Genomic DNA, 23,325 nt, shown 5'->3' with positions numbered 1-23,325 from the left:
TAACATGGGACGAAGAGTCCAGTGCCGACGGTTATAATGTTTACCGCAGTCTGAGTGGAATGGGATATACCAAAGTGGGCGACACAACAAACACTGTTTTTGAAGACACAGGTTTGAATGCTGATACATGGTATTCCTATGTGGTATCTGCGTATAATGATAAAGGAGAGGGAGCATGGTCGAATACAGACGCAGTAACATACGCACTCCCGAATCCAAAAATTGAAGAGGAAGGATTTTCTCACATAAAATTAAACTGGCCACGGATAACGAATTCTGCTCCATCGGGAGACGCGGATGCTTATAAGATTTATCGTGCTCAATGGGAGGGCGGTGTTTATGAGCAGATCGGTATGATCACCGACCCGGGAATCGGAAACATTCCGAATTATAATGACACCTATCTGAGTTCTGATACAAGATATTACTATGGCATTACCGCTTTAAGAAGTTATATAGATGAATTCGGCTACACACAATATCGTGAAGGACCGATGGTGAAAATAGACGGTAAAACTTTGGGCGGCGGCGCTTCCAAGTACGAAGTCACTTACAACAAAAACCACGGGTATCCTGAAATCGAATGGACAGACCCGACCGAATATGAAACGAATGACAACGTCATATTAAAAGGAATCACCAACCTCGATTTTGACTGGAACAGAACGGCAGAAGGCTGGGCGTTTAAAGGTTGGATTAAAGACAGCCAAACCGGAACGGCGATTTCCGGAACTTCTTTTGTGATGGAAAATGCCGATGTCATTCTTTACGCGAAGTGGGAAGAAATCGATTATACCGTCACGTATTATGAAAATGACGGGACGAACAATAGGGATTTTGAAGAAACAACACCGTATAATGTCGGAGATACCGTCACTTTAAAAGCAATTACAAACGGCGATTTTGATTGGAACAGAACAGCAGAAGGCTGGGAGTTTAAAGGTTGGGCGAAAGGGAGCCCGACAGGAACAGTCGTCACAGGACCGACTTTTACAATGGAAACCGCGAATGTCGATTTGTACGCGAAGTGGGAGAAAATCGAGTACATTGTCACGTATTATGAAAACGACGGAACGCACAACAATGATTTTGAAGAAACGACAAAATATAATGTCGGGGATTCTGTCACTTTAAGAGAGATTACCAATAATGATTTTGACTGGAACAGAACAACCGAAGGCTGGGAATTTAAAGGATGGGCGAAAGGAAGCCCGACAGGAACAGTCGTCACAGGAACTTCTTTTGCGATGGAAACCGCGAATGTCGATTTGTACGCGAAATGGAAGAAAATCAATTACACCGTCACGTATTATGAAAACGACGGAACGCGCAATTCTGAATTTACAGGTTCAACGTTGTACCAAGTCGGAGACACTGTTCCTTTAAAAGAAATCACCAATGGCGATTTTGATTGGAACAGGACAGCGGAAGGATTCAAATTTGAAGGCTGGAGCAAAGACAGCGCTGTCGGAACACCGCTTTCCGGAACAAGTTTTACAATGACTGCCGGAAATGTCAAGCTTTACGCGCAGTGGACACCGATTTACACCGTGACGTTTGACGCGAACGGCGGTGTTTTTGACGGATCCGAAACCGTTTCCGGAACAGGAATTGTTCAGTCGTTTGATTTGGGAAAGACTGTTTTGACCGTTGAAGAAATTGAAAGCGGTGCAGTGATTTCAAGTCCGTCGGCGGATCCGACGTGGATTGATCACGGATTTGTGAGCTGGCATGAAAAGGAAAACGGGAATTTGAAAGCCGAAGCCTGGAATCCGGCCGCGCCGATTACAAAAGATTTGGAATTGTTCGCCAAATGGACCGAACCCGCAGAAAAAACGTATCGCGTCATTTATCACGCGAACGGCGCGGATGACGAATCTAAGATTCCGATTGACGCAACCGAATATCCGGCCGGCGCTTATGTGACCGTCAAAGCCAATGAAAACGGACTCACGAAAGGAAACGACATTTTCAAAGGCTGGAATACAAAACCGGCAGGCGACGGAACGCATTACGATGAGAATCAAGCGAACGCTTTCCAAATGGGAACGGAAAATGTCGTTCTTTACGCCGAATGGGCACCGACTTACACCGTCACATACATGCCGAATGGCGCGACAAGCGGAACAGCGCCGACCGATTCAAGCCGTTACGAATCGGGAGATTCGGTGACGACAAAAGATAAAAACATGCTGGACAAAACCGGTCACGCCTTTTTGGAATGGAACACGCTCCCCGATGGAACCGGAACGACTTACGGCGAAAACCAAGTTGACGCATTCCAAATTTCAAACGGAAATGTCATCTTGTACGCGATTTGGGATGCCGGCGGAATACCGCAGACAACTTTCACCGTGACTTATGACGAAAACGGCGCGACAAGCGGAACAGTTCCGGTTGACGGGAACTCTTACAATTTAGCAGACTTTGTGACAACATTAGGAAATACAGGAACGTTAACAAAAACCGATTTTGTCTTCAAAGGATGGAATACGCTTGCAGACGGAACAGGAGTGCATTATGATGAAAATCAAGCCAATGCTTTCCAAATTTACAACGATGTGATTTTGTATGCCGAGTGGGCGCCGACTTACACGGTAACGTATGACGCGAACTACGCCGACAGCGGAACGGTTCCGATTGACGGCACCCGTTACGAATACAACGACGCGGTTTATTTGCAAGAAAATACCGGCAATTTGGAAAAAGCAAACTCCAAATTTATCGGCTGGAACACGCTTCCGGACGGAACGGGAACATCTTACGATGCCGACATATCCGAATTCTTTTTGATTACGGAAAACACAAGACTTTACGCGGAATGGACACCGGTCTACACCGTCACCTACCACGGCAACACCGAAACCGCCGGAACGCCGCCGACAGACTCGGCAGAATATGAAAACGGCGAATCGGTTATGATTCTTGATAAAAATACGCTCGTCAAGTCCGGTTACACGTTCAAAAACTGGAACACGCTGGCTGACGGATCCGGAACCGTATACAATCAGGGAGCGACATTAACGATGCCGGATCACGATGTTGATTTGTATGCACAGTGGAAAAAGAACAGTTCGGGTGGTGGCGGCAACAATACAACGCCGGAAATCAAAGAACCGGTAAAGAGTTCGCCTGCGGAATCCGGAACGATGCAGGGTCCTGAGCCGGAAGAAGAGCCCGAACCCGAGCCGTACATGGAAAGCGCCCCGGCCGGTTACGGAGCATGGGCGTACCCGCTTCTTTTGCTGTTTTTAATCGTCATTGCCGTGTATCTTTACATGAGATACAGAAAACGAAAAGCAGCAAGTCAAGCAAAGGTTTGAGTTCGACTCAAACCTTTTTTAATTTTTATTTTTTGTGCTTGTTTACATTTTTGCTTTGTTTACGTTTTTTGCTTTGTTTACGTTTTTTGCGTTTTTATTCTCATTTTTTGTTTTTCATTCTGTTTTTCTGTTTTTTCATTCTGTTTTTCTGTTTTTTATTCTTGTTTTTCTCATTTTTAAATCATTTTTAACTCTTCATTTTGATTTATTTCATTTTTTAAAATTGTTACATGAATTGCATTCGAAAATAACAAATCAGATTCCATTTGTTGAGATTTTCGGATTTATAAAAATGTTTTAACAGATGTATACTATTTCAGTGATATAAAGAAATACATTACATATATTTTTAAGAAATGTTTAAATAATGTAAATAGAATGTAACGACAAAATTTTTTTAAAGAATATGGGGTAAAAAATGAATTTTACAATTAACAAAAAAATAAAAACGGGAAAAATATTATCGATTTTTTTGCTTTTAATATTGATGATTTCTACGTTGAATGTGGCGGCTGCAATCTACCCGAACAAACCATATTATATACAAGCTATAGCAACCGATTCGGATCGAATCACTGTATCTTGGGGTACTTCTGCATATGCCACAGAATATCATGTTTACAGATCAGCCGCAGGCGGTCCGTTCATGCAAATCGGCGCAACCGGCGGGACTGTATTTTATGATGGTTGGTTAGCTCCGAGTACAGTATACTCTTATTATGTTGTCCCATACAACAGACCGGATAATATTTACGGACCCCCATCCGACAGTGCCGGTGCCATGACTCCAATGAAACTGAATCCGCCGACACCTTATGCGAACACAATCAATTCAAGCGCAATTCATGTCACCTGGAACTCTGTCATGGATGCCACCCATTATAAACTGTACAGATCAACATCAGCAGGGGGAGGATTCATAGAAATCGCGAATTTGACCGGAGCAACGTACACTGACACAGGATTGGGAGCTGACACCACTTATTATTATGTCGTTCGGGCGCACAATGCGTATTATAACATTGATTCGGAACAATCCACTATCGCCTCCGCTAAAACATTGCCTTACATTCCGGAAGCGCCTGTTGTATTTGCGACAGCGTTGAATACGACTGCGATTGACGTGGAATGGAACAGTATTCCAAATGTTGACGGGTATCGAATATATCGTTCATTAAACGAATTTTCCGGATATGACCTAATTGAACAAACAATGTCATTCATGACGAGATATGAAGATACACGGGGATTGATACCGGACACGACTTATTATTATAAAGTGATGGGATTCACATATCTACAGGACGGAATTTTGTCTCAGCCTGCCGGTGCGACAACGCTTAAAATCGGCGTTCCCGTTCTGACGGCGGAAGCTGTTGATACGCAAAGCATTCAATTAACGTGGAATGCGGTACCTGACGCGTTTGATTACGATGTCTATCGTTCCGATGATGAAAACGGCGTGTATGTGCTCATCGACATGACTGATTTGACGCAATATTTGGATTCGGGTTTGAGCCCGTCGACCACTTACTATTACAAAGTGTCCGTTTATGACGGCAGCCAGCGTGGAGAGCAATCTGCTCCTGCTTGGGCGACAACGAAAACACCTCAAACGCCCGGCCCGTCAACGCCTGAGCCGAAAATCGAATTAAAACCGGAGCCGGACATCAACAGCAATGTTAAAACAGTGACAAGCGGAAGTCCGATTCAGGCTTTTGAAGCGCCGGTTGAAGAGATTTTGGGAACGGAAGTGAAAAACGGCGCCGCCGGATTTGTCTTCCCGTTATTCTTGCTGCTCGCGGTTTTGACAACAGGCGTTCTTTACGTCAGAGCGAAAAGAAGAAACGAATCCAAAAAATAAAAAATTAAATTTTTATGAATCAGATTTTAAATCAATCTTTTGATTTAAAAATCTGACATTCTTTTTTTCAATCATTTTGATTTTTCCGGTTTTTCAAATTTTAAGTTTTTTCAAAATTCGGACATTTCTTTATTTTCTCTTAAATTTCTCTTTCGTTTTTTCTTTCATTTTTCATTTTCGGAACCTTTCAAAGTTCCGATTGATGTCAAATTTCAAATAACTGTACAAATCAGCAGGCACAGGAATTGCCGAATGAAAATTATATGAGTGATATAATCAAATAGATTAAAACTATTTTTTAGAAATATTTATATAGAGAAATGACTTTTAAACAGTAAAAATTACTATTAAGATTGTTTGGGGTTATAATATGAGTTTTACAAAAAACATAAAAAAAGGAAAAATATTATCAATTGTCCTGTTTTTGACGTTGATGATTTCACTCGTGACTGTTGCATCTGCGGCGGTTCCCGAGAAGCCGACATATATAGGCATAGCGGAAATTGGCAGTTCTAACATAGAAGTCGCTTGGAGTCCGGTTGCCAATGCTGATTATTATTATGTTTTCAAATCCGCATCTGAAAACGGTGTCTATGTAATGATAGATGTAACCAGTCAGCCGAAATTCCAGGACACCGGATTAGAAAGCATGAAAATGTATTATTACAAAGTTGCCGGCTATAATGAAACCGATGGCTACGGACCGGAATCAGATATTACATCTGCCAGAACGGCTTTGATGGAACCATATATTACTGCAATTACAGGCGGCCCGAGTTCAATTATTGTTGACTGGTCTTACATTAATTATTACGCGGACTCTTATTGGGTCTACAAATCTGAATTCCCGAGCGGAATGTTTGTACATATCGGAACAACAACCGAGAACAGATTTGAGGATACCGGACTGGGTTATGATACGACATATTACTATTATGTCAAATCTTACAACGAAACGCACGGCGTTTATTCAGACAGATCGAATATGGATGCCGCCAAAACAGGTCATCTGAAACCGATTGCGCCGATTGCTTATGCAACAACAATTAATTCGAGCGCGATTAAAATTGAATGGAATGACATTGCAAGTGTTGACGGTTACAGGCTGTATCGTTCAGATTACAGGGAAGGACCGTACAGTCAAATCAAACAAACAACATCGCACATCACCGAATATATCGATGAAGGATTGGAGCAAAGCACGACGTATTATTACAAAGTGAGCGGATACGTGCATACCGTGGAGGGACATCCATCCGACCCGACCGACGCGACGACCCTTTACGTCGGCAAACCTGTGCTGATTGCGGAAGCTGCCGGCACGTCAAGCATTCGGCTGGAATGGAATGTCATTGACGACGCATTTGATTATGACGTGTACCGTTCGTTGACGGAAAACGGCGTTTATGAAAAAATCGACACGACCGAATTCGTTGAATATTTGGACACGGGTTTGGAACATTCAACCACTTATTATTACAAAGTGGCCGCGTATGACGGCGTCAACCGCGGCGCCCAATCGGAAACGGCAGAAGCAACGACTCAAACACCCGGAACAACCGGACCGTCAAAGCCTGATCCTGAAACAAAACCGGAAGTAACGCCGGAAGCAGAAGACAGCGTGAAGCCAATGACCGCCGGAAACGAAATCCCGGCTTTTGAAACGCAGGTTGAAGACAATGCTCAGAGCAATGACGTGAAAAACGGATCAGCCGGATTTGTTTTGCCGATATTTTTGATTCTCGCGATTTTGACAACGGGCGTTCTTTACGCCAGAGCAAAAAGAAGAGTCGGATCCAAAAAATAAGAATTTTTGGAAAAAAACGAACAACAGCGAATAAAAACAATTGAATAAAAAAACGAGCCAAAAACGAAAATAAAAAACGATAAACCAAAACAAATTTCGGAAATGAATCGAAACAAAAAACAATATGATTCATTTTCTTTACTTTTTTATCTCAACGTTTAAATAAATGAAGCTGTTGTTTTGGTCGGGGAAAACAAATGGAAGTCACCGACAAAAGATTTTTTATGAAATTCAATGATGCCGCCGGCCGAAAATTACGGCAGCAGACAGCAGCATTTGTTGAAAAATTCAATCATTTGTCCGAAGAGGAAGACGAAGATATTTTCAGACAGCTTGCTTGGTGGCTGTGGGAGGCTGAGAAGAAATCACCGTCAAAAGATGTCGGTGAAGATGAAATCGTTCGCGGCATTCTCGCTTACCAAACGGCTTATCAAAAAGAATTGAACGAGCAGAATTTCCATGAAGCCGTTTATTATTTGTCTGAAATTTTAAAAGGACCGAATAAAAAAACGATGACGATTGCTTACCGCCGTGTTCAGGTCGCCATTTTTAACGAGCGTGGGCGCCGAATTTACAAACCGCCCGAATCCGAATATGTCGAGGCGCTGATGACCGCGCTGTTTCAGCAAATCCGTCAGCTGCTGCGAGAAGAAATGTCGCCGGCAGAAGTTTTCTACCACGCATCGCTCATTCATCTGAAAATGTTTTTGATTCACCCGTTTGTCAAAAATAATATGAAAGCAGCGATTTTGCTTGAAAAATGGTTTTTGGCGGAAAAACTCGGGAAAGTTTACATCAAACTGCCGTCTGAAAAGTATTATTGTCAAAATAAAGACCGATACAATGTCAATACGCTGATTGGAACGGCATTTAATAATGTTGATGACGCGCGGAGTTTGCCGTTTCTTTTAATGCTTCCCGAAGCTTTAAAAATTGAAGATATCGGGATTGACGAAGAATAAAAATTGATTTTTGACATTTCATATATAAACATTCCTTTTTTGAAAAAATAAACGGATTAAAGAACAAGTTCTGTTTTGAAAAAAACATGGAAGAAAAAGAATTTGACACGTCGGTAAAACCAAAACAGATCGGGAATATCGTTGCGGAAGCTCCGGGAACATACAACGCACAAAAAGAATTAAAATCAGTTCAATGTTTCCAAACAGAAAAACCAACAATACCTGAAATGGTTTCCCTTGGAGATTATCAAGATGTTCACCCATGGAACACTCAAAAACAAGATTGGAGTTTTAAAATTTCTGAGAATTGGAAAAAGAAACCCTGGTGTTATGTCATTAATTCTTGCTGCCGATCTCAAGATTTTTACAATTCTATGGTAAAAGAGGAACAAGATTTGATTGATTTTCGAATCAAAAACTTAGACACTCTCATTGAAAAAGGAAAAATAATCGGAAATCCCATTGTTTACAGAGGCGTTTCTGAAGTTGATTGGCTGCCTGAGAACCATGGCGAAAAAACAGAATATACTGAAGATGCATTTGGAAGTTTCAGTTTAGAATTCGAAAAAGCATATCAATATGTTAATCCAAAAAATCCGATTATTTTTCAATTGACTTTAAAACCTGAAATGAGAGCATTTTAGGTTGACCATGCCGAACATGAAGTATTAAGACCGCGAAAATGCACATACAAAATCATAAAAATAACAAAACGAAAAATAAATATAAAAACCATGAGTAAAGAAGTAAAGATATACATCATAAAAGAGATCTTGAAGTGAGAACATGAGACACGAATCAATGAGCGAATTTTTAAGACCGACCGGACGCATAATAGAATTTACGCCTCAAGAAATGGAAGAAATCGAAAAAGAAATTGTTTATGCTGAAGAAATGCTTGATAAAGAAATAGAACGTTTGAATGAAAAATATAAAAATGAAGATTGAATTCACGATCTCAATTTCATATTCAGCCAACAATTTATTAATATCAAACATTCTTTTTAGTCCTCATGGAAATCTTGGTTGATGTCGGCGGAAATCCCGGAACGGACTGCCGCGGATTCTGCAAATATTGCTATTTTAAAAAAGTCGGCGCAACCGAGCCGCTCGGCTGCAAATATTGTCCGCCTTTCGTGAAAGGCTGCGATTATTGCACTCGAAGCGTTCGCGAATCTCATCACGGTTTTAAGCCGATGAAACAGGTTTTAGATGAAACTGCTTCCAAGATTTACAACATGAAAGCCGAAGACATCACAGGATTCGTGATTACCGGCGGCGGCGATGTCAGCTGTTATCCGGAATTTTTGCCGCTCCTGTCATTTCTTTCCGATTTCGGTTTGCCCGTAAAAATCGGTTACACCAGCGGCAAAGGTTTTGACGGATCGGAAGGACCGTTTTTAAAAGACGCCGGTATTCAGGAAGTCAACTTCACGCTTTTTTCGTCCGATCCTGCGCTTCGAAAAGAATACATGCATGACCCGACACCGGAAATGTCGCTCAAAGTTTTTGAAGAACTTTGCGGATTTTGCAATGTTTACGCGGCAATCGTTCTCGTTCCCGGCGCAAACGACGGTGCGGTTTTGGAAGAAACGATTTCGTGGCTTGAAAAAGTCGGCGCGAAAGGCGCGCTTCTCATGCGTTTTGCAAACAAAACGGAAAACGGTTTAATTCTCGGAAACGAGCCGGTGATTCCGGGTGTTGTGTCTCACACGATTGAAGAGTTCGCCGAAATCGTTCGAACCGCAGCAAAAAATCATCCGAATCTTCGAATTTCGGGAACGCCGCTTGAAGATCCGCTTTTGGATTCTCCTTTTGCGATTCGAAACGTTCCGGAAGCGCTTTCAAAACTTCCGAAAATCAACATGGAAGCAACGATTATTACAAGCACTGCCGCCGCCTCGCGCCTTTCAGAAATTTTTGAAAAACTCGGCGGAACCGTCAATGTAGTTGCCGCCGAAAAAGACATCGGCTGTTTGATTACCGCCGATGATTTCAGGAAAATCGACCAAACCGAAATGAAAGATACGGTTTTCATTCCGGGGCGCTGTTTCGTTCACGAAAAAGACGTGAAAGAAATTTTAATTCCCGAAAAATCAAAACGCATTGTTCGGCGCGGCCCCGACACGCTTTCCATTGACGGCGAAATGTCGGCAAGCATGACAAAAGAAGAATTGCTGGAATTTGAAATTCAAGCGTTTACGGAATTGATTGAACAGATTAATGCGCTCGGGCTGCCGCCGGCCGAAAAATGATTGATGCAAAATAAACGGGATATAAACATTACGATTTTTGAAAAAACGATCAGCTTAAGGGTTTTGAGTGAAAGCAAACCTTTATGGAAAAAATAACGAAAAACCAAGCAATCGACAGCGGCAGGAAAAATCTGTCCGGCATCATTTTAGAAACGCCTGCCGAATATGTTGTAAAATCGAAATCCGATATCAAATGCATTGTTTTAGAGGAGCTGACATCCGCCGAGAAAATTGCTCTCGGAAATTATCAGGATATTCATCCATGGAACGAACAAAAACGTGATTGGAGCTTTGAGATTCCGGAAGCGTGGCATCAAAAAGCATATTGCTACTCAATTAACAATTGCTGCCGCCATTCAGATTTTTATGACAAAATGAAACACGATGAAAAAGAACTCATTGATTTTCACATTGAAAATTTAGATTCTGCAATCGAAAAAGGAAGAGTGAAAGGAAACCCGTTTGTTTATCGCGGTGTTTCGGGAGTCGATTGGCTGCCGGAAGATCATTCTGTCGGGACGGAATATGTTGATGATGCTTACGGAAGTTTCAGTTTGAAATTAGGAAAAGCATTGGAATATACGAATTCTCAAAAACCGATTATTTTTCAGTTGAAAATAAAACCTAAAATGAAAGCTTTAAAAATTGATGATTCTGAATTTGAAGTATTAAGACCAAGAAAATCAAATTATATAATTGTCAACATTTCGAAACATTTAATTAAAAGTTCGGAAGATGAATTAATTGAAGTTATATTCTATAAAATAGAAGAGGTCAAGAAGTGAAAATATGAGACACGAATCATTCAGTGAAATATTAAGACCAACCGGAAGAACTATTAAATTTACCCAAGAAGAATTAGAAGAAATCGAGCGAGATAATATTAGAGCTCAAAAAGATATTGAAGAACGCATCAAACGTGCCGAATAGGGATTACCCTATTAATTTCACATTTCAAATATCATATTGAACTAAAAGTCCTTCCCATATTGTTCCTTTCAAACTTTCATCTATTTCTTTTATTTTTGCTTCATATGCTTCTTATTCTGCTTTTCTTTCCGGTGCTTTGGCAATTTCGTCTTTCACTTGTTCAATTGAAGTTGAACCGTACCAGTCATTTTCAAAAACGCCGTCATCAATTTCCGTAAACACATTCGGCGCGCCGATATAATACCAATTCAAAACATTGTTGTCCGCGTCATAAGTTGTGTTCAGAAACAGCAAAACAGTGTCACCGGTTTCAAGCTAAGGGGATGTCGTGACATAAAAAGTGTAACCGTCGGCTTCCCCGCCGGGTGTCCGAACAATCAATTCGGAAGCATTGCCTTTCAAAATCTCAAAATTTTCAAATTCATAATAAGTATAAATTCCGGCGCTTCTGAGTTTGTATTTTGACAAAGGCTTTTCGCCGTCCTCGGTTCCCCAAGAACCGTATTTATCAGAAATTGTTCCGACTGCAATCAAATCAAAATCCGCCAGTTCTTCAAAATCGGGAAAATGGTAACAAATCACCATCATTCCGATGCTGCCGTTAACCGGCAGTCCTGTTCCCCTTTGATGTTCCCAGCTGTCGCCGACACCCAAAACCGCGACAACGATTAAAACGGCGAAGAAAAGAACCGCCGCGATTTTCATTCCTTTCGAACTTTCAGTCATATTAATTCACGACCCTTTCACGACCCTTTTTGAGATTATTATTTGCGATTCAAATATTTGCCGATTCAGAATCGACAATATCCTTTTTCAATTGCTCAAGCGAAATATTGCCGTAAACGTCGTTTGTAAAAACACTGTTGTCACGCTCCGTGAAAACGCCCGGCCAATTAATATAATACCACAAAATCCGATTCCCGTCGGCATCTTTGTTGTTCGTCAAAAATAAAAGCACTTGATCGCCGACTTCAAAAGAAGACGTTTGCGTGGCTTTCAGCGTGTAGCCGTCAACTTCCCCGCCTTGAGCGCGGCCGATGATTGTTGTGGTGTTTCCTTTCAAAACATCGTCGGGTTGGAATGTATATTCGGTGTAAATTCCCGATTTGTAAATATCAAAACCGGACGGCTTTTCACCGTCATCAGTCCCCCAAATCCCTTTTTTACTCGTAACCGTAGCAACTGCAATGAGATCGGAATCTGAAACCAGTTTATCATAATCCGGAATATACCAATTGATAAGGACTTCACCCAAGTTTTTGTTTTCAGGCTTTTGGCTTTCATAAAACATGTAAACGACAACTGACGCGATGATGAGAATGGAAATTGCAAGCAAAATAACGCCGAGTTTTCGTGATGTGAATTTTGAAGACATAGTATCGAAAAAATAAAAGGAAGAAGATTATAAATGATTTTCTTTGATTGCGAATGATTTGGAAGTTAAAAACTGGAAGAAAAAACAAATCCAACAAAAACAAAATGAAAAACCAACAAAAAACAACTCAAAAAAAGAATTTTCCAAATAACCCGAAAAAACATTCAAAAAAAAGAAAAAGAATTGCCGGACAAATGTCCGACAAAACTGAATTTTATTGACTATGAAATTATTTGGCCGGAATGACCAATGTTCTTTCACCGGCAGGCTCGAATTCTCTGAGTGCGCCGCGACCGAATTCGTATCTCGGTCTGGTGAAGTCGAACGGAAGAAGGTCGTCTGCGAAACAAACTTTGACCAACGGGTTGACGGTGTAGGCATCGCCTCTTGTGGAGTGTGCTGCCATTGTGATACCGGCATAACCGCCCTGGTGACCGACGTTCATAGCGTAGTTGGGGTAGTTGGGACCGCGGAGTTCTGCGGGGGCACCTTCGTCGCCCTGGTATGAACAAACGTTGGAGGCACCGCACTGGTCCTGCAAGTCGTAGCCGTAGAAGCCGAGACGGCCCCATGCTTCCTTGTGGAGGTACATGGAGAGGTACCAGCCGGAAAGACCTGCGTTACCGTTTCCTGTTGCGATGGAGACACCACAGCCGGCTGCGGCTGCGAGGGATGTTGCTCTCTGGGAACCGCCGAAGTGGTCTTCGAGTGCAGACGGGTATCTCTCGTATTCTTCGATACCGAAGAGTGTGGATTCTGTTGCGATGTCTTTGATGACTTCGTTGGTTGCCTTCACTTTGTTTGCAGTACCGGTCTTGGCTGCGTTGTTGTACTTCTTGTTGATGTAATCAAGGTTGTAGTACAAGTTGTTGTCCAAAATGTCGTCAGTGTAACCTGCGGTTGCGTACTGTGTGAAACCGACACCACCGGACATGTAGGAACCGAGCCAGATCTGGTCGTACATGACACAGCCTGCGCCGACAACTTCGAGAGCGACCTTTGCGGGGTCTTCGACGTTGACACGGCTGGACTGGACAATGTCACAAAGGTGACCGAACGGGACTCCTCCGGGTTCGTTGGGTGCTCTGACACGTCTTGCGGGGAGCATTTCACCCATGTTGATGGAACCTGCGTGCTTTGCAGCGTAGGACAAGTCAGCGACAGCTGCTTCACCGGCGCACATGTTGTACGCGGAGATGAAGGACATACCGATCTGCATTGCAGACCATCTGCTGGTCTGACCGCCGTCAGTAGATCTGATGACGATTGTCGGGATGTGGAGTGCCTGCCAGGAAGAGTTTCCGATGGCTGCTTTTAACTGTTCTGCCTGTTCTGCGGGGAACATCTTGTTGATGTCGATTAAGAACTGCTTGTCGATTTCGTCAGCGAGGTCATCGTTACCGGTGAACATTTTAACGTAACAGTCGTCGACTAAGCCGGGGTGACATTCAACCATCATTTCCTGAACGACAGCGCCGCCCGGAAGGGAGTGGTTGAGGTTTTCGAGATAGTTGTTGATTGTTTCAGGTGTAACTTCCTTACCCAATCTCTTCTCGAGTGTGTCGTGAGCCATGTCGAGACCGACAATGTTGGTTCTCTTAATGTCGTCAACCATCTGCTGCATAGCGGCGTTGTTGACATAGTGTAAGTCATCCGGGTCACAAACGAGGTCTGTGCCTGAAATTCTGTACGGTGTGATGGCTCTCTGACCCAACGGTGCACCGGTGTGCATCATGGGGTTGTAACCGACAAGGCCTCTCTTTTTAGCGATTTCCTTACCGGCTTTGATCATTTCTCTCTTTCTGGGGCTCTGTTCCGGACCAAGTCTGTAGAATTTTTCAGTCTTGGAGGTAATGTCGGTTCCGCCCTGTCTGTTGTCACCATAGTCCTCAGCGAATTTGATTTCCATGGATCTCTTAAATCTTGCAAAAATATCTTCTTGTGCCATTTTTGTCACTCCTTACTGTGCTTTCTCCACACCGGGTCTGAAGCCGTACTGAGTTCTCTGGAGGTAAACTCTCTGAACCCATTCAACTGCTTCTGCATCGGATCTGAACGGAACGTTGTCCACACGGTAGATGGTGGTTCTCTTGGCTAATTCGTCTTCGGACATGGGTTTGCCGAGGTTGACTTTTCTGTCGAGCGGAATTGCGACCTGGTCTTTGTCCATGATGATGACGTCGCCTTCGAGTCTTGCTCTGTCGAGCATGTCGAACATAACGCCGTCTTCCTGGAGACGGACAGAGTGACCGTGGACAGTTGCGCCGCGGAGGCTGGAGCGTGCCGGGCAGGTCATTTCGGTTTCGATCTGATCTTTTGCGACAATTTCCATGTCTCTCTCACGTGCTTCGACAATCTGACGACCGGAAAGTGTACCGGGGTCAACGCCTCTGAAGTTGATGGCTGCGTAGTAGGATCTGACGTACGGAACGGACGGTGCGTTGTACATAGAGTCAACGAACTGAACGTATCTGACACGGTCGCCTGCTTTTGCGCCGGGTGTGGGTTCGACCAGTTCTCTGATCGGGCACGGCGGTTCTTCCATTTCCGCTAACGGCGGGTGGGTGCTGGGGTAGTCCTGACCGGGGGCGCGGTGGCCGAGGATTGCGGTCAAGTCTTCGTCGGAAATTTCTCTCAATTTTTCCAAGTTGTGACCCATGTGTTTTCTTCTGTTGTCTGCAACAGAGGTTGTACCGGGATAATATTGTGCTTTGTATGCCATATTCTTAACTCCTTATTGGATTTGGCCTAATGTTTCCTTTACTTTAACGATAATCTCACTGAGTTTTTCTCGTGAAGCCGCGTCACCTCTGGTAACGCCGTTGACGAGATTCATAATAACACCGTCGGAAAGCTGATCTTTCTCTTTGGGTTTGACGTAACGGGTTTTAATGCCGACTTTTGCGAAATCTTCGAAATCGACAAGCGCTTGTGTAATAATAACTGCGGGAATGCGTACGCCGCTGAAAATATCTCTGGCTTTTTTGACAAAGTGGTTTCTCACATTACCGAAGTGAATGATTGCCATTTTGTGCATATTGATTTGGTCAATTTCTTTCGGATCAATACCGAAAGAGCCCATTGTGCCCGACTCGGGGTAGCCGGTACCTGCGTAAAGGACCAAAACGCCGGTTTGAATATTTTCTCTGCGAATCGCGTATGTAATCTCGCAAATCGGTTTTGTTACGTGTCTTCTGCCCGAACCCATCGCCACAACGACCACATCAAGCTTACCGGCCTGGGAAAGCGTGCCTGCTCTCGCAAGACTTCCGCCTTTTCCGTGGCTGATGCCGAGGCGGCAGTCAACGACTTGGGTGTTTCGGTCAAAGTTCATCATAATTTAAACCTCAGTGCGCAGTTTCTCAAAACAGTTATTCGCTGTCTTTTTCTTCCTTTTCAATGTAGACAATTTGATCGAGTTTGCCTTTCGGATCGGTCATGCCGAGCAATCTTTCGTCGGGATTGGGACCCATTTTGGCATAGTCAACGACGGTTGAATATTTCTTGAAAAACACGCCTTTGTAAAATTCAAAGGGAAACGGAAACGTTTCATCGCAGATTTTCTTAATTTCATCAGCCGTTTGATCGCTGTCAACTTCAACGAGAAGACGGCTTAAAGTGACACGCATGTCGACTTGCTGACCTTCCACCTCAATTGATTTTTTAAGCGGGTGATTGACTTTTTCGCCGGTTCCGGGACCGTATCCGACTTTGTCGGGGAGACGGGATCCTTGGACCTGTACTCTGATAATGCCGTCGCAATCGTAAATTCTTCCGAGAAGCTTTTCCGATGTATCAGGACTCAAGATTCTCTGCGGAACAATTTCAATCTGAACTGTGTTTCCGCTTGCGGGTTCGCAATTACATCCTGATTCAGTGGGACATGTCATAGTTTCATCAGACCTTCATCTTTGGTTATTTAGAGGGCTCCTGCAACGGCTTTAATCGGTTCTCTGAACTCGTCCATTGTACCGAACACATCACCGATAAGCTGGGATGTGGATTCGATTGTGAACATCTGAGTTCCTGCGTCAAGAGACACTGCTGCTGCGACACAGGGGATAGCAAATCCGCGGGAGTGTCTTGTAACGACGTGGTTACCGTTGAAGATACCCGGTCCGCCGCCACCATAGATTGAGTGACTGAAGAAGGAGAAACCAACGGATGCACCCTGGAGTTTACCGTAGTCACAGCCCGGAAGGCCTGTTTCTTTTTCGAGGATGTCGTTGAAGTAGAGCATTGTTGCTGCGACGTCCTGTGCTGCGCGTGATGCACCGCAGTTGACCATGGAAGCTGCAAGTGTACCTGCTGCTGCGTACGCGTTCCACATTGCGACATCGTCTGCTTTGTAGAAGTTGTAGCCGGAAGGACCGGTTTTGTCAACGTGGATGATCTTGTTTTCAATGGCTCTTGCGACCATGGATTCGATAACAGTTCCGACGGTTCCGTCTTTGCCGTTTTCTTTGACCATGTCATAAACCATGTTGTTGGCGTTTAAGCCCTGGTAAGCAAGACCGAGGAGCTGGTGTCTTTCGAAGTCACCGATTGCGCCGCCCATTTCGAAGATACCGGTCTGCTCATAGATTGAGGAGAGCGCGGCTGCGTTCATTGCGTTTCTTCCGGTAATGGCTGCAACGTGGTTGGATGTGATGTTTCTGAGTGAATAGCCGAGACCCTCATTGTTTTGGGGGATGTCGAGAATTCCTTTGATCGGGCTGCCGGCCATACCGACTGTGACCGGGTAGCTGCCCCAGCAGGCTGCTTTGACGATCATAGAGTCGTACATGTCGGTGTTGTAAGCATCAAGAATTGCTTGTGTCATGGCTGCCGCACTGACAGTCATGGAGGCGGTGGATTCTGCGCCGGACATCAAACGTGCTGTCGGGATCTGAATCAAAATTTGTTTACCGCCGGCCAAGGGCTTGACAACGGTGTCGTCGCCTTCGTCGACCTGAACCAATTTTTTGACTGCATCGACGATTGCGCCTGAGTTTTCAACCAAGTTGTACTCAAGTTTACGGCCGAGAATTTGCTTTGCAGCGCCGCCCATTTTACCGGTTGCGAGAGATTTCTCGATACCGGCGAGGTTAACGGCAACTGAACGTTTGGTGTCCATGATAATTTTCTGGATCGCCTTGTTTTTGACCGGAGCAAGGTCTCTAATGTTGACGTTGCTCTCTAAGAGTTGTCCTCTATCGCTGTAGATATCTACTGTGTCAGACACGGATATATCCTCCTTATTATGTTAAAACGAAATCGGGATGATAAAAAATACGAACCGATGGTAGAACAAATCTGCTAAAATAGATCTATTACAGATTGTTCAAGTTTATCATTCCAATCATCTATCAAATTCGTAAATTTCGTACTTAAAGGTTTTGAGTTCACAAATTATAACGGGTTTACAATAATAATCGGCGGAATAATATAATGATTAATTTTTAACAAAAGTTAATACTTTGAAACCGGGTCGTGTTATTTTGTCCGAATCAGAAAATAAAATCAAAAAATAACCCAAAAAGGAAAAAAACAATTAAACTTTCTATCAAAAGGTTTTTAATGAATGTTCATGTATCAATCCGTTTCGCGTGAATTGAAAAATAAATATAAAATTCAACTGATTTTGTTTTAAAAAAATTAAAAAAGTCTGAAAAATCCAGGCGTTTTTCGAATTATTTTGACGAATCAACCAAAAATTAACAAAAATGCCAAGATTTCAAAAAAGATTTCAAAAAAGATTTCAAAAAAGATTTCAAAAAAGATTTCAAAAAAAACAAAGGCGAAATTCGCCTTTGTTTTAATTTCATTTTATTTTTCAATTTTTACTTTAATTTCATTTTATTTTTACAATTTTTACTTTACTTTTGATTTTTATTTCATGTATCTGCGGCCGACAACAAAAATGACGGCGCCTGCGACAACAATGAAACCGACAATCAAAATCCAATACGGGAAAGATGCCGAACCGTTCGGCAAATCATCCGAATAACCGGGAGCCGGTGTGTTTTGTCCGGAACCGTCGCTGACATTGCTGCCGTTGTCGGAGCCTGCGTTGCCGGCTTCACCGGAGGGCGTTTCAGGGTTGACAACATAAGCCTGTCCGAAACCGCTTCCGCCGCCGGATGCTGCCGCGTTCTGCGGCCACGGCTGCCACATGCCGAGCGAGCCTGCCTGCCAGGTCAGAATCGGGAAACCGTATTCGGATGTCAGGTCGGCTTTCCAGCTGTTGGTGGAAAGCGGTTCCCAAACGGTGCCGAGATTGCCGCTGTCATCAAAAGTGTTCCAAAGATCATTCGTTCCGACTTCAAAAACATCAGCCGTTTCTTTTGAAATATCGAAATTGCCTTGCATGGAATCCAAAACCTGAATGCTATCCAAAACGAAATTGACGCCGCTGTCAACCGTTCCGAAAACGCGTCCGGTTTCTGCCAATGACGCGCCTTTGACATAATCATTGAACGCAAAACTGTCGTTTAAAGCCACGGTGTTGACGGAAACGCCGTCTCCGACAAGACCGAGAAGACCACCGACAGCGCTGCCGGCACCTGTAACTTCACTTGTCGAATAAATGCGATCCAAATCAGAATTGCTTTCCGCAGCGGAAAGATAGCCGATTGCGCCACCTGCTGCCGAGATTCCGGATTCGGAATCCGCAACAACTCTGCCGTTTACGTAACAATCAGAAAGGGTTCCAGAATTCAAGAAACCGATTAAACCGCCGACATTTGATTTGGCTTGAACGTTTGCAGATGCCGTGCTCTCAGAAACCGTTCCGTTTCTTTGAATCGCGCCGACCAATCCGCCGACATTGCTGCCGTCTGCGATAACATTTCCTGCGAAACTGCTTTTTTCGATTTTCGCGGAAAGATAAGTGTTGCCGAGCAAACCGCCGGCGTAATCGCCGCCGACCGTGACAATTCCGGAAGCGCTGCTGCCGCTGATGTCAACACCGTTTGTGGATCCGACTAAACCGCCCGCGCCGTCTGTTGCCGCCGTGACGTCTCCGTCAAAGCAGGAATCCGCAATTGTCAGGACGCCTTCAATCTTACAGCCGACCAAACCGCCGGCGCCGAAATCAGCCGATTCGACTGTTCCTGCCGCATAACTGTTTTGAATCAAAGTATCCGAACGGATGTTTCCGACTAAACCGCCTGCGCCGGAATCCATTTGCATACCGAAGAAAGAAGCTGAACGCGTTCCCATCGGGGTTGTTGTTGCGACAGATCCGACATAATTGCTGTTGTAAATGCCGGCATTTGACTCGAACCAAATATATCCGATAAGACCGCCGGCGTTTTCCATCGCTTCAATCAAGCAGGAAGACGAACTGTCAAGAATTGTCAAACTGTGTCGAGGAGAACTCGAATAAGCCAAACCGCCGCCGCCGAGAAGGCCACCGACATTATTTTGAGACGATTTAACAGAGCCGGAAGAGGAACTGTTGTAAACAAGTGTGCTCGGGCCGCTGCTGAAACCGACGAGTCCGCCGACATAATTGTCGGTTCCGGACACATCGACTGATGAAATGCAATGAATGATGCTCAGCGTTCCGTTTGTATGATTTCCGACAAGACCGCCGACATAACTTGTTCCTTGAAGTTTGCCGTCAACCGAGCAATTAATAATTTGAGTTGAAATCGATTTGACAAAACTGTCTTCATCATAAATGCGGCCGATTAAAATACCGTCGTGTCCTGCAGTTGAAGAAACATCCGCGTTAACAATTTTTATGTTTTGGAAAACACCGTCAATAACGCAAGGGAAAAGACCGGTATAAACATTTGTTCCCAAATATTCAATGGTTAAATCCCGGATTTCGTAACCGTTTCCGTCATACATGCCGTTAAAATACGGATATGTAACGTTTGCCGTATTGATTGTTCCTGTAAATTCGATGTCATCGGTTTGGATATAGCGCGCATTTGCAAAGCTTCTCACGGTATTTCCGCGCGCGTCTTGAATCGTTGCCCAGTCGCGGCCGATTTCTTTGAGATGGTCAACCGAGTCGACATAAATGTCATAGGTCAGCTGTTTTTGCCAGGAAAGCTGCGGGTAAGTATAACTGTCATAAATGAACCAGACTTTGCTGCTGACTATATTTTTTTCCACATCCCAGCCGGAAAATGTATCAATCGATCTGATTTGGGCATCGGTTTTGTTTGTTCCGTAAGTATCGGAAACCGTGTTGACGAAATAAGAATTTGAAACCGATCCGCCGATTGCATCGCCGATTAATTTTTGAGACAGGTGCGCCGAATAACAATATTCGATATCGCCGCCGGACATAAAACCGACAAGACCGCCGACACTTGACCCTGTCAAAATGCTGTCCGCGTAAGGAGCGGAATAGGAATTTTCAACCGTTCCGTCTTCCATTTGACCGATCAAACCGCCGATACCGACACTTCCGGAAACACCGCCTGTCGCGTAAGATTCCGTAACAGTTCCGTCAACCATTGTGCCGATTAAACCGCCGACAGCATTGCCTGTTGCCGAAACATCGCCGAAAACATAACTTTGTGTGACGGTGCCGTTTGTCAGCGTTCCGATTAAACCGCCTGTATTGTCAATACCTTCGAGTTGAGAGAAGATGCTGACGCTGCTGCTGCTGACGGCTTCGCCGCTGCTGCTGTCGTAGTCGCCGATTAAACTGCCGAAAGCTGAAAAGCCGATTCCTGTAACGGTAACGGTTTCATAAATATTGACATGACAATTGTCAATATTTGAATCAACCACGGTTGCCGCCAAAATGCCGGATGTTCCGCTGAACTGCAAATCGGTGGCAACATTGACAGTCAAATTTGAAACTGTTGAGTCTTGAAGTTCTTTGAAAACGCCTTTGAAATCAGAACCGCTTTCGGAAGTCAAAATGATTGCCTGGCCGTTGCCGTCTAATATAAGATTCGTCAGAACGAGAGAGTCCCATGTTTCGGTGTCAATCACCAAATCGTTGGTCAAAACGTAATCGCCGCCGTTTGCCATATTTTTGAAATCGGAAACGGTTTTAACATCCGTTGCCGCGCCGGCGACCGCCATTGTGCTGAAAATCAGAAAGACGGATGCGAACACCAAAACAGTCAACGCCGTCTTTCGGATTTTTAATTTTGTATTGTTTTTTTTGTCCATAATTCAACCTCAAAACTTTAAATTTGAGTATTAAATCCGCTAAATTAAGCCCTTAAATCGCAATTATGTATTCTTCGCGGCCGGAAGCATAAACCGAAAAAGAGGTTCAATTGCAATTATTTTATTTTGAGAAAGTGATAGATTATAAATATAGAGAATTCTATATAACCGTTTGCATAAGTAGATGAATATATGACAAATATAATATATAGTTATCAAAAATTGAGATGAATAATAATTATTCAATATTTTTAAAAAACGGATTTCGTGTTTGAAAAACGAATCCTTATAATCCATAAAAAAGAATAGGAATTTCAATGAACGTCTCTGTTAAAAAATCAATGCCCGTCGGAACAATAACAGCACCGGCATCTAAAAGCTACACGCACCGCGCCGTTTTTATCGCATCTCTCGGAAAAAATGAATGTGAGTTGTCTCACGCGCTTTTGTCGGCCGACACATTGTCGACCATGAACGCTTGTAAAATGTTCGGCGCGAATATTGAAGAAAAAACAGATCCGGAAACGAATGAAAAAAGAATCGTTGTCAAAGGTTTTGGCGGAAAGCCGAAGACACCCGAAAAACCGATTGATGTCGGCAACTCGGGAACGACGCTTCGGCTGATGACCGCGCTTGCTGCGGTTGCCGACGGCGAAGTTGTTTTGACCGGCGATGAGTCCATTCAAAAAAGATCAAATGCGCCGCTTTTAAAAACATTAAACGAAGCCGGCGCCGACGTTATTTCAGTCAACGGAAACGGCTGCGCGCCGCTTTTGGTGAAAGGAAAAATCAAACCGGGCAATTATGTTATCGACGGCGGCATGAGTTCTCAATTTATTTCCGCGCTTCTTTTGTCCTGTCCGCTTTTGGAAACCGATTCAAAGATTTCGATTTACAATGATTTGAAATCAAAACCATATGTTGACATCACGATTGAAATTGCCGAAAAAGCAGGTGTCGACATAAATGAATATCTGAAATGGGAAAAAATATTTGAAAAAGACGGCACGGAATCTGAAAAACATGTTCTCATCTATTCAATTCCCGGAAACCAAACATACGATCTCGGCGATTACACAATCCCCGGCGACTTTTCTTCAGCGTCCTATCTTTTGACGGCCGCCGCGCTCATTCCCGGTGCCGACATCACGATGACCGGCCTTTTTCCGTCGGCGCAAGGCGACAGCGCGATTGTTGAAATTTTAGAAAAAGCCGGCGCCGATATTTCTTGGGATAAAGAAAACGGCGTCATTCATGTTTCAAATAAAACCGGCAAACGGCTTAAAGGAATAAACTGGGATGCCGGAAAAACGCCGGATTTGGTTCCGACACTGGCTGTTCTCGGCGCATTTTCAGACGGCGAAACGAGGATTACAAACGCCGAACACGTCCGTTTCAAAGAAACCGACCGATTAAAAGCCATGACAGAAGAATTAACAAAAGTCGGCGCCGTGATTGAAGAAACCGATTACGGCCTTTTCATTTCAGGTGAAAAAAGCAAAAACAAAATGAAAGGCGCGCCCGTTTGCGGTCATCATGACCACCGAATCGTCATGTCGCTCTTTATCGCGGGAATGGTAATCGGCGGCGTGACGGTTGACACTGCGGAATCCGTTCAAATTTCATATCCCGGCTTTTTTGAGGATATGAAAAAAGTCGGCGCCGTTTTTGAAAATTAAAATT

Annotated in this window: 19 protein-coding genes; 10 read left to right on the top strand and 9 right to left on the bottom strand. The window is 43.8% G+C overall.

Translation table 11 applies throughout. The features are described from left to right. Positions 1–59: 59 nt before the first annotated feature. The 9 genes from MmiEs2_RS08015 to MmiEs2_RS07975 all read left to right on the top strand — a co-directional run bounded on the left by MmiEs2_RS08015 (position 60) and on the right by MmiEs2_RS07975 (position 11,141). Entirely contained in the window at positions 60–3,323 is a 3,264-nt protein-coding gene (locus MmiEs2_RS08015; protein ID WP_316559344.1) for an InlB B-repeat-containing protein, read from the top strand. A 487-nt stretch (positions 3,324–3,810) separates the two neighbouring features. Further along, positions 3,811–5,187 carry a fibronectin type III domain-containing protein gene (locus MmiEs2_RS08010; protein WP_316559343.1) on the top strand — a complete coding sequence of 459 codons (1,377 nt, stop codon included), beginning with the start codon at positions 3,811–3,813 and terminating at the stop codon, positions 5,185–5,187. Positions 5,188–5,632: 445 nt separating this feature from the next. Beyond that, positions 5,633–6,994, top strand: coding sequence for a fibronectin type III domain-containing protein (locus MmiEs2_RS08005; protein WP_316559342.1), 1,362 nt, complete (start codon positions 5,633–5,635; stop codon positions 6,992–6,994). Positions 6,995–7,191: 197 nt separating this feature from the next. Then, positions 7,192–7,956, top strand: coding sequence for a Fic family protein (locus MmiEs2_RS08000; RefSeq protein ID WP_316559341.1), 765 nt, complete (start codon positions 7,192–7,194; stop codon positions 7,954–7,956). An 86-nt stretch (positions 7,957–8,042) separates the two neighbouring features. Beyond that, positions 8,043–8,600, top strand: a complete 558-nt coding sequence (locus MmiEs2_RS07995) for an ADP-ribosyltransferase family protein (protein WP_316559340.1) — start codon at positions 8,043–8,045, stop codon at positions 8,598–8,600. Positions 8,601–8,742: 142 nt separating this feature from the next. Then, positions 8,743–8,904: a hypothetical protein gene (locus MmiEs2_RS07990; protein WP_316559339.1), complete on the top strand. Its 162-nt coding sequence runs from the start codon at positions 8,743–8,745 to the stop codon at positions 8,902–8,904. Between the two features lie 65 nt (positions 8,905–8,969). Then, the gene (gene mmp10 / locus MmiEs2_RS07985) at positions 8,970–10,211 is read left to right on the top strand and encodes a methyl coenzyme M reductase-arginine methyltransferase Mmp10 (RefSeq protein ID WP_316559338.1); all 1,242 of its coding nucleotides are present in this window, start codon (positions 8,970–8,972) and stop codon (positions 10,209–10,211) included. 83 nt (positions 10,212–10,294) lie between these two features. Beyond that, positions 10,295–10,996 carry an ADP-ribosyltransferase gene (locus MmiEs2_RS07980; RefSeq protein ID WP_316559337.1) on the top strand — a complete coding sequence of 234 codons (702 nt, stop codon included), beginning with the start codon at positions 10,295–10,297 and terminating at the stop codon, positions 10,994–10,996. 4 nt (positions 10,997–11,000) lie between these two features. Next, positions 11,001–11,141 (top strand): hypothetical protein, encoded by a 141-nt coding sequence (locus MmiEs2_RS07975; protein WP_316559336.1) that lies wholly within the window; start codon positions 11,001–11,003, stop codon positions 11,139–11,141. Between the two features lie 111 nt (positions 11,142–11,252). Here MmiEs2_RS07975 and MmiEs2_RS07970 read toward each other — a convergent pair whose 3' ends face one another. From MmiEs2_RS07970 to MmiEs2_RS07930, 9 genes are all read right to left on the bottom strand, one after another. Beyond that, positions 11,253–11,435 carry a hypothetical protein gene (locus MmiEs2_RS07970; RefSeq protein WP_316559335.1) on the bottom strand — a complete coding sequence of 61 codons (183 nt, stop codon included), beginning with the start codon at positions 11,433–11,435 and terminating at the stop codon, positions 11,253–11,255. A gap of 21 nt (positions 11,436–11,456) precedes the next feature. Then, positions 11,457–11,867: a hypothetical protein gene (locus tag MmiEs2_RS07965; protein WP_316559334.1), complete on the bottom strand. Its 411-nt coding sequence runs from the start codon at positions 11,865–11,867 to the stop codon at positions 11,457–11,459. Positions 11,868–11,916: 49 nt separating this feature from the next. Next, positions 11,917–12,477 (bottom strand): hypothetical protein, encoded by a 561-nt coding sequence (locus tag MmiEs2_RS07960; RefSeq protein WP_316559333.1) that lies wholly within the window; start codon positions 12,475–12,477, stop codon positions 11,917–11,919. Between the two features lie 268 nt (positions 12,478–12,745). Beyond that, the gene (gene mcrA, locus MmiEs2_RS07955) at positions 12,746–14,464 is read right to left on the bottom strand and encodes a coenzyme-B sulfoethylthiotransferase subunit alpha (protein WP_316559332.1); all 1,719 of its coding nucleotides are present in this window, start codon (positions 14,462–14,464) and stop codon (positions 12,746–12,748) included. Positions 14,465–14,476: 12 nt separating this feature from the next. Beyond that, a complete protein-coding gene (mcrG, locus tag MmiEs2_RS07950) occupies positions 14,477–15,238 on the bottom strand; it encodes a coenzyme-B sulfoethylthiotransferase subunit gamma (RefSeq protein WP_316559331.1) in 762 nt (253 codons plus the stop codon). 12 nt (positions 15,239–15,250) lie between these two features. Continuing rightward, a complete protein-coding gene (gene mcrC / locus MmiEs2_RS07945; protein ID WP_316560246.1) occupies positions 15,251–15,850 on the bottom strand; it encodes a methyl-coenzyme M reductase I operon protein C in 600 nt (199 codons plus the stop codon). A gap of 37 nt (positions 15,851–15,887) precedes the next feature. Beyond that, positions 15,888–16,406: a methyl-coenzyme M reductase operon protein D gene (gene mcrD / locus MmiEs2_RS07940; RefSeq protein WP_316559330.1), complete on the bottom strand. Its 519-nt coding sequence runs from the start codon at positions 16,404–16,406 to the stop codon at positions 15,888–15,890. 29 nt (positions 16,407–16,435) lie between these two features. Beyond that, positions 16,436–17,740, bottom strand: coding sequence for a coenzyme-B sulfoethylthiotransferase subunit beta (gene mcrB, locus MmiEs2_RS07935; protein WP_316559329.1), 1,305 nt, complete (start codon positions 17,738–17,740; stop codon positions 16,436–16,438). Between the two features lie 647 nt (positions 17,741–18,387). Continuing rightward, positions 18,388–21,642 (bottom strand): autotransporter outer membrane beta-barrel domain-containing protein, encoded by a 3,255-nt coding sequence (locus tag MmiEs2_RS07930; protein ID WP_316559328.1) that lies wholly within the window; start codon positions 21,640–21,642, stop codon positions 18,388–18,390. A 317-nt stretch (positions 21,643–21,959) separates the two neighbouring features. Here MmiEs2_RS07930 and aroA point away from each other — a divergent pair, with 317 nt between their 5' ends. Continuing rightward, entirely contained in the window at positions 21,960–23,321 is a 1,362-nt protein-coding gene (gene aroA / locus MmiEs2_RS07925; protein WP_316559327.1) for a 3-phosphoshikimate 1-carboxyvinyltransferase, read from the top strand. Positions 23,322–23,325 lie beyond the last annotated feature (4 nt).

This window comes from Methanimicrococcus stummii, from assembly GCF_032594435.1.
GTDB lineage: Archaea > Halobacteriota > Methanosarcinia > Methanosarcinales > Methanosarcinaceae > Methanimicrococcus > Methanimicrococcus stummii.
The sequence above is the reverse complement of the archived record's forward strand: the minus strand, read 5'-3'. Positions and strand labels throughout refer to the sequence as shown.

Excerpts from the sequence above, each read along its gene's own strand:
- MmiEs2_RS08015 (WP_316559344.1), top strand. The coding sequence starts at position 60 with ATGGGATATACCAAAGTGGGCGACACAACAAACACTGTTTTTGAAGAC.
- MmiEs2_RS08010 (WP_316559343.1), top strand. The coding sequence starts at position 3,811 with ATGATTTCTACGTTGAATGTGGCGGCTGCAATCTACCCGAACAAACCA.
- MmiEs2_RS08000 (WP_316559341.1), top strand. The coding sequence starts at position 7,192 with ATGGAAGTCACCGACAAAAGATTTTTTATGAAATTCAATGATGCCGCC.
- MmiEs2_RS07995 (WP_316559340.1), top strand. The coding sequence starts at position 8,043 with ATGGAAGAAAAAGAATTTGACACGTCGGTAAAACCAAAACAGATCGGG.
- MmiEs2_RS07990 (WP_316559339.1), top strand. The coding sequence starts at position 8,743 with ATGAGACACGAATCAATGAGCGAATTTTTAAGACCGACCGGACGCATA.
- mmp10 (WP_316559338.1), top strand. The coding sequence starts at position 8,970 with ATGGAAATCTTGGTTGATGTCGGCGGAAATCCCGGAACGGACTGCCGC.
- MmiEs2_RS07980 (WP_316559337.1), top strand. The coding sequence starts at position 10,295 with ATGGAAAAAATAACGAAAAACCAAGCAATCGACAGCGGCAGGAAAAAT.
- MmiEs2_RS07975 (WP_316559336.1), top strand. The coding sequence starts at position 11,001 with ATGAGACACGAATCATTCAGTGAAATATTAAGACCAACCGGAAGAACT.
- MmiEs2_RS07965 (WP_316559334.1), bottom strand. The coding sequence starts at position 11,867 with ATGACTGAAAGTTCGAAAGGAATGAAAATCGCGGCGGTTCTTTTCTTC.
- mcrA (WP_316559332.1), bottom strand. The coding sequence starts at position 14,464 with ATGGCACAAGAAGATATTTTTGCAAGATTTAAGAGATCCATGGAAATC.
- mcrG (WP_316559331.1), bottom strand. The coding sequence starts at position 15,238 with ATGGCATACAAAGCACAATATTATCCCGGTACAACCTCTGTTGCAGAC.
- mcrC (WP_316560246.1), bottom strand. The coding sequence starts at position 15,850 with ATGAACTTTGACCGAAACACCCAAGTCGTTGACTGCCGCCTCGGCATC.
- mcrD (WP_316559330.1), bottom strand. The coding sequence starts at position 16,406 with ATGACATGTCCCACTGAATCAGGATGTAATTGCGAACCCGCAAGCGGA.
- MmiEs2_RS07930 (WP_316559328.1), bottom strand. The coding sequence starts at position 21,642 with ATGGACAAAAAAAACAATACAAAATTAAAAATCCGAAAGACGGCGTTG.
- aroA (WP_316559327.1), top strand. The coding sequence starts at position 21,960 with ATGAACGTCTCTGTTAAAAAATCAATGCCCGTCGGAACAATAACAGCA.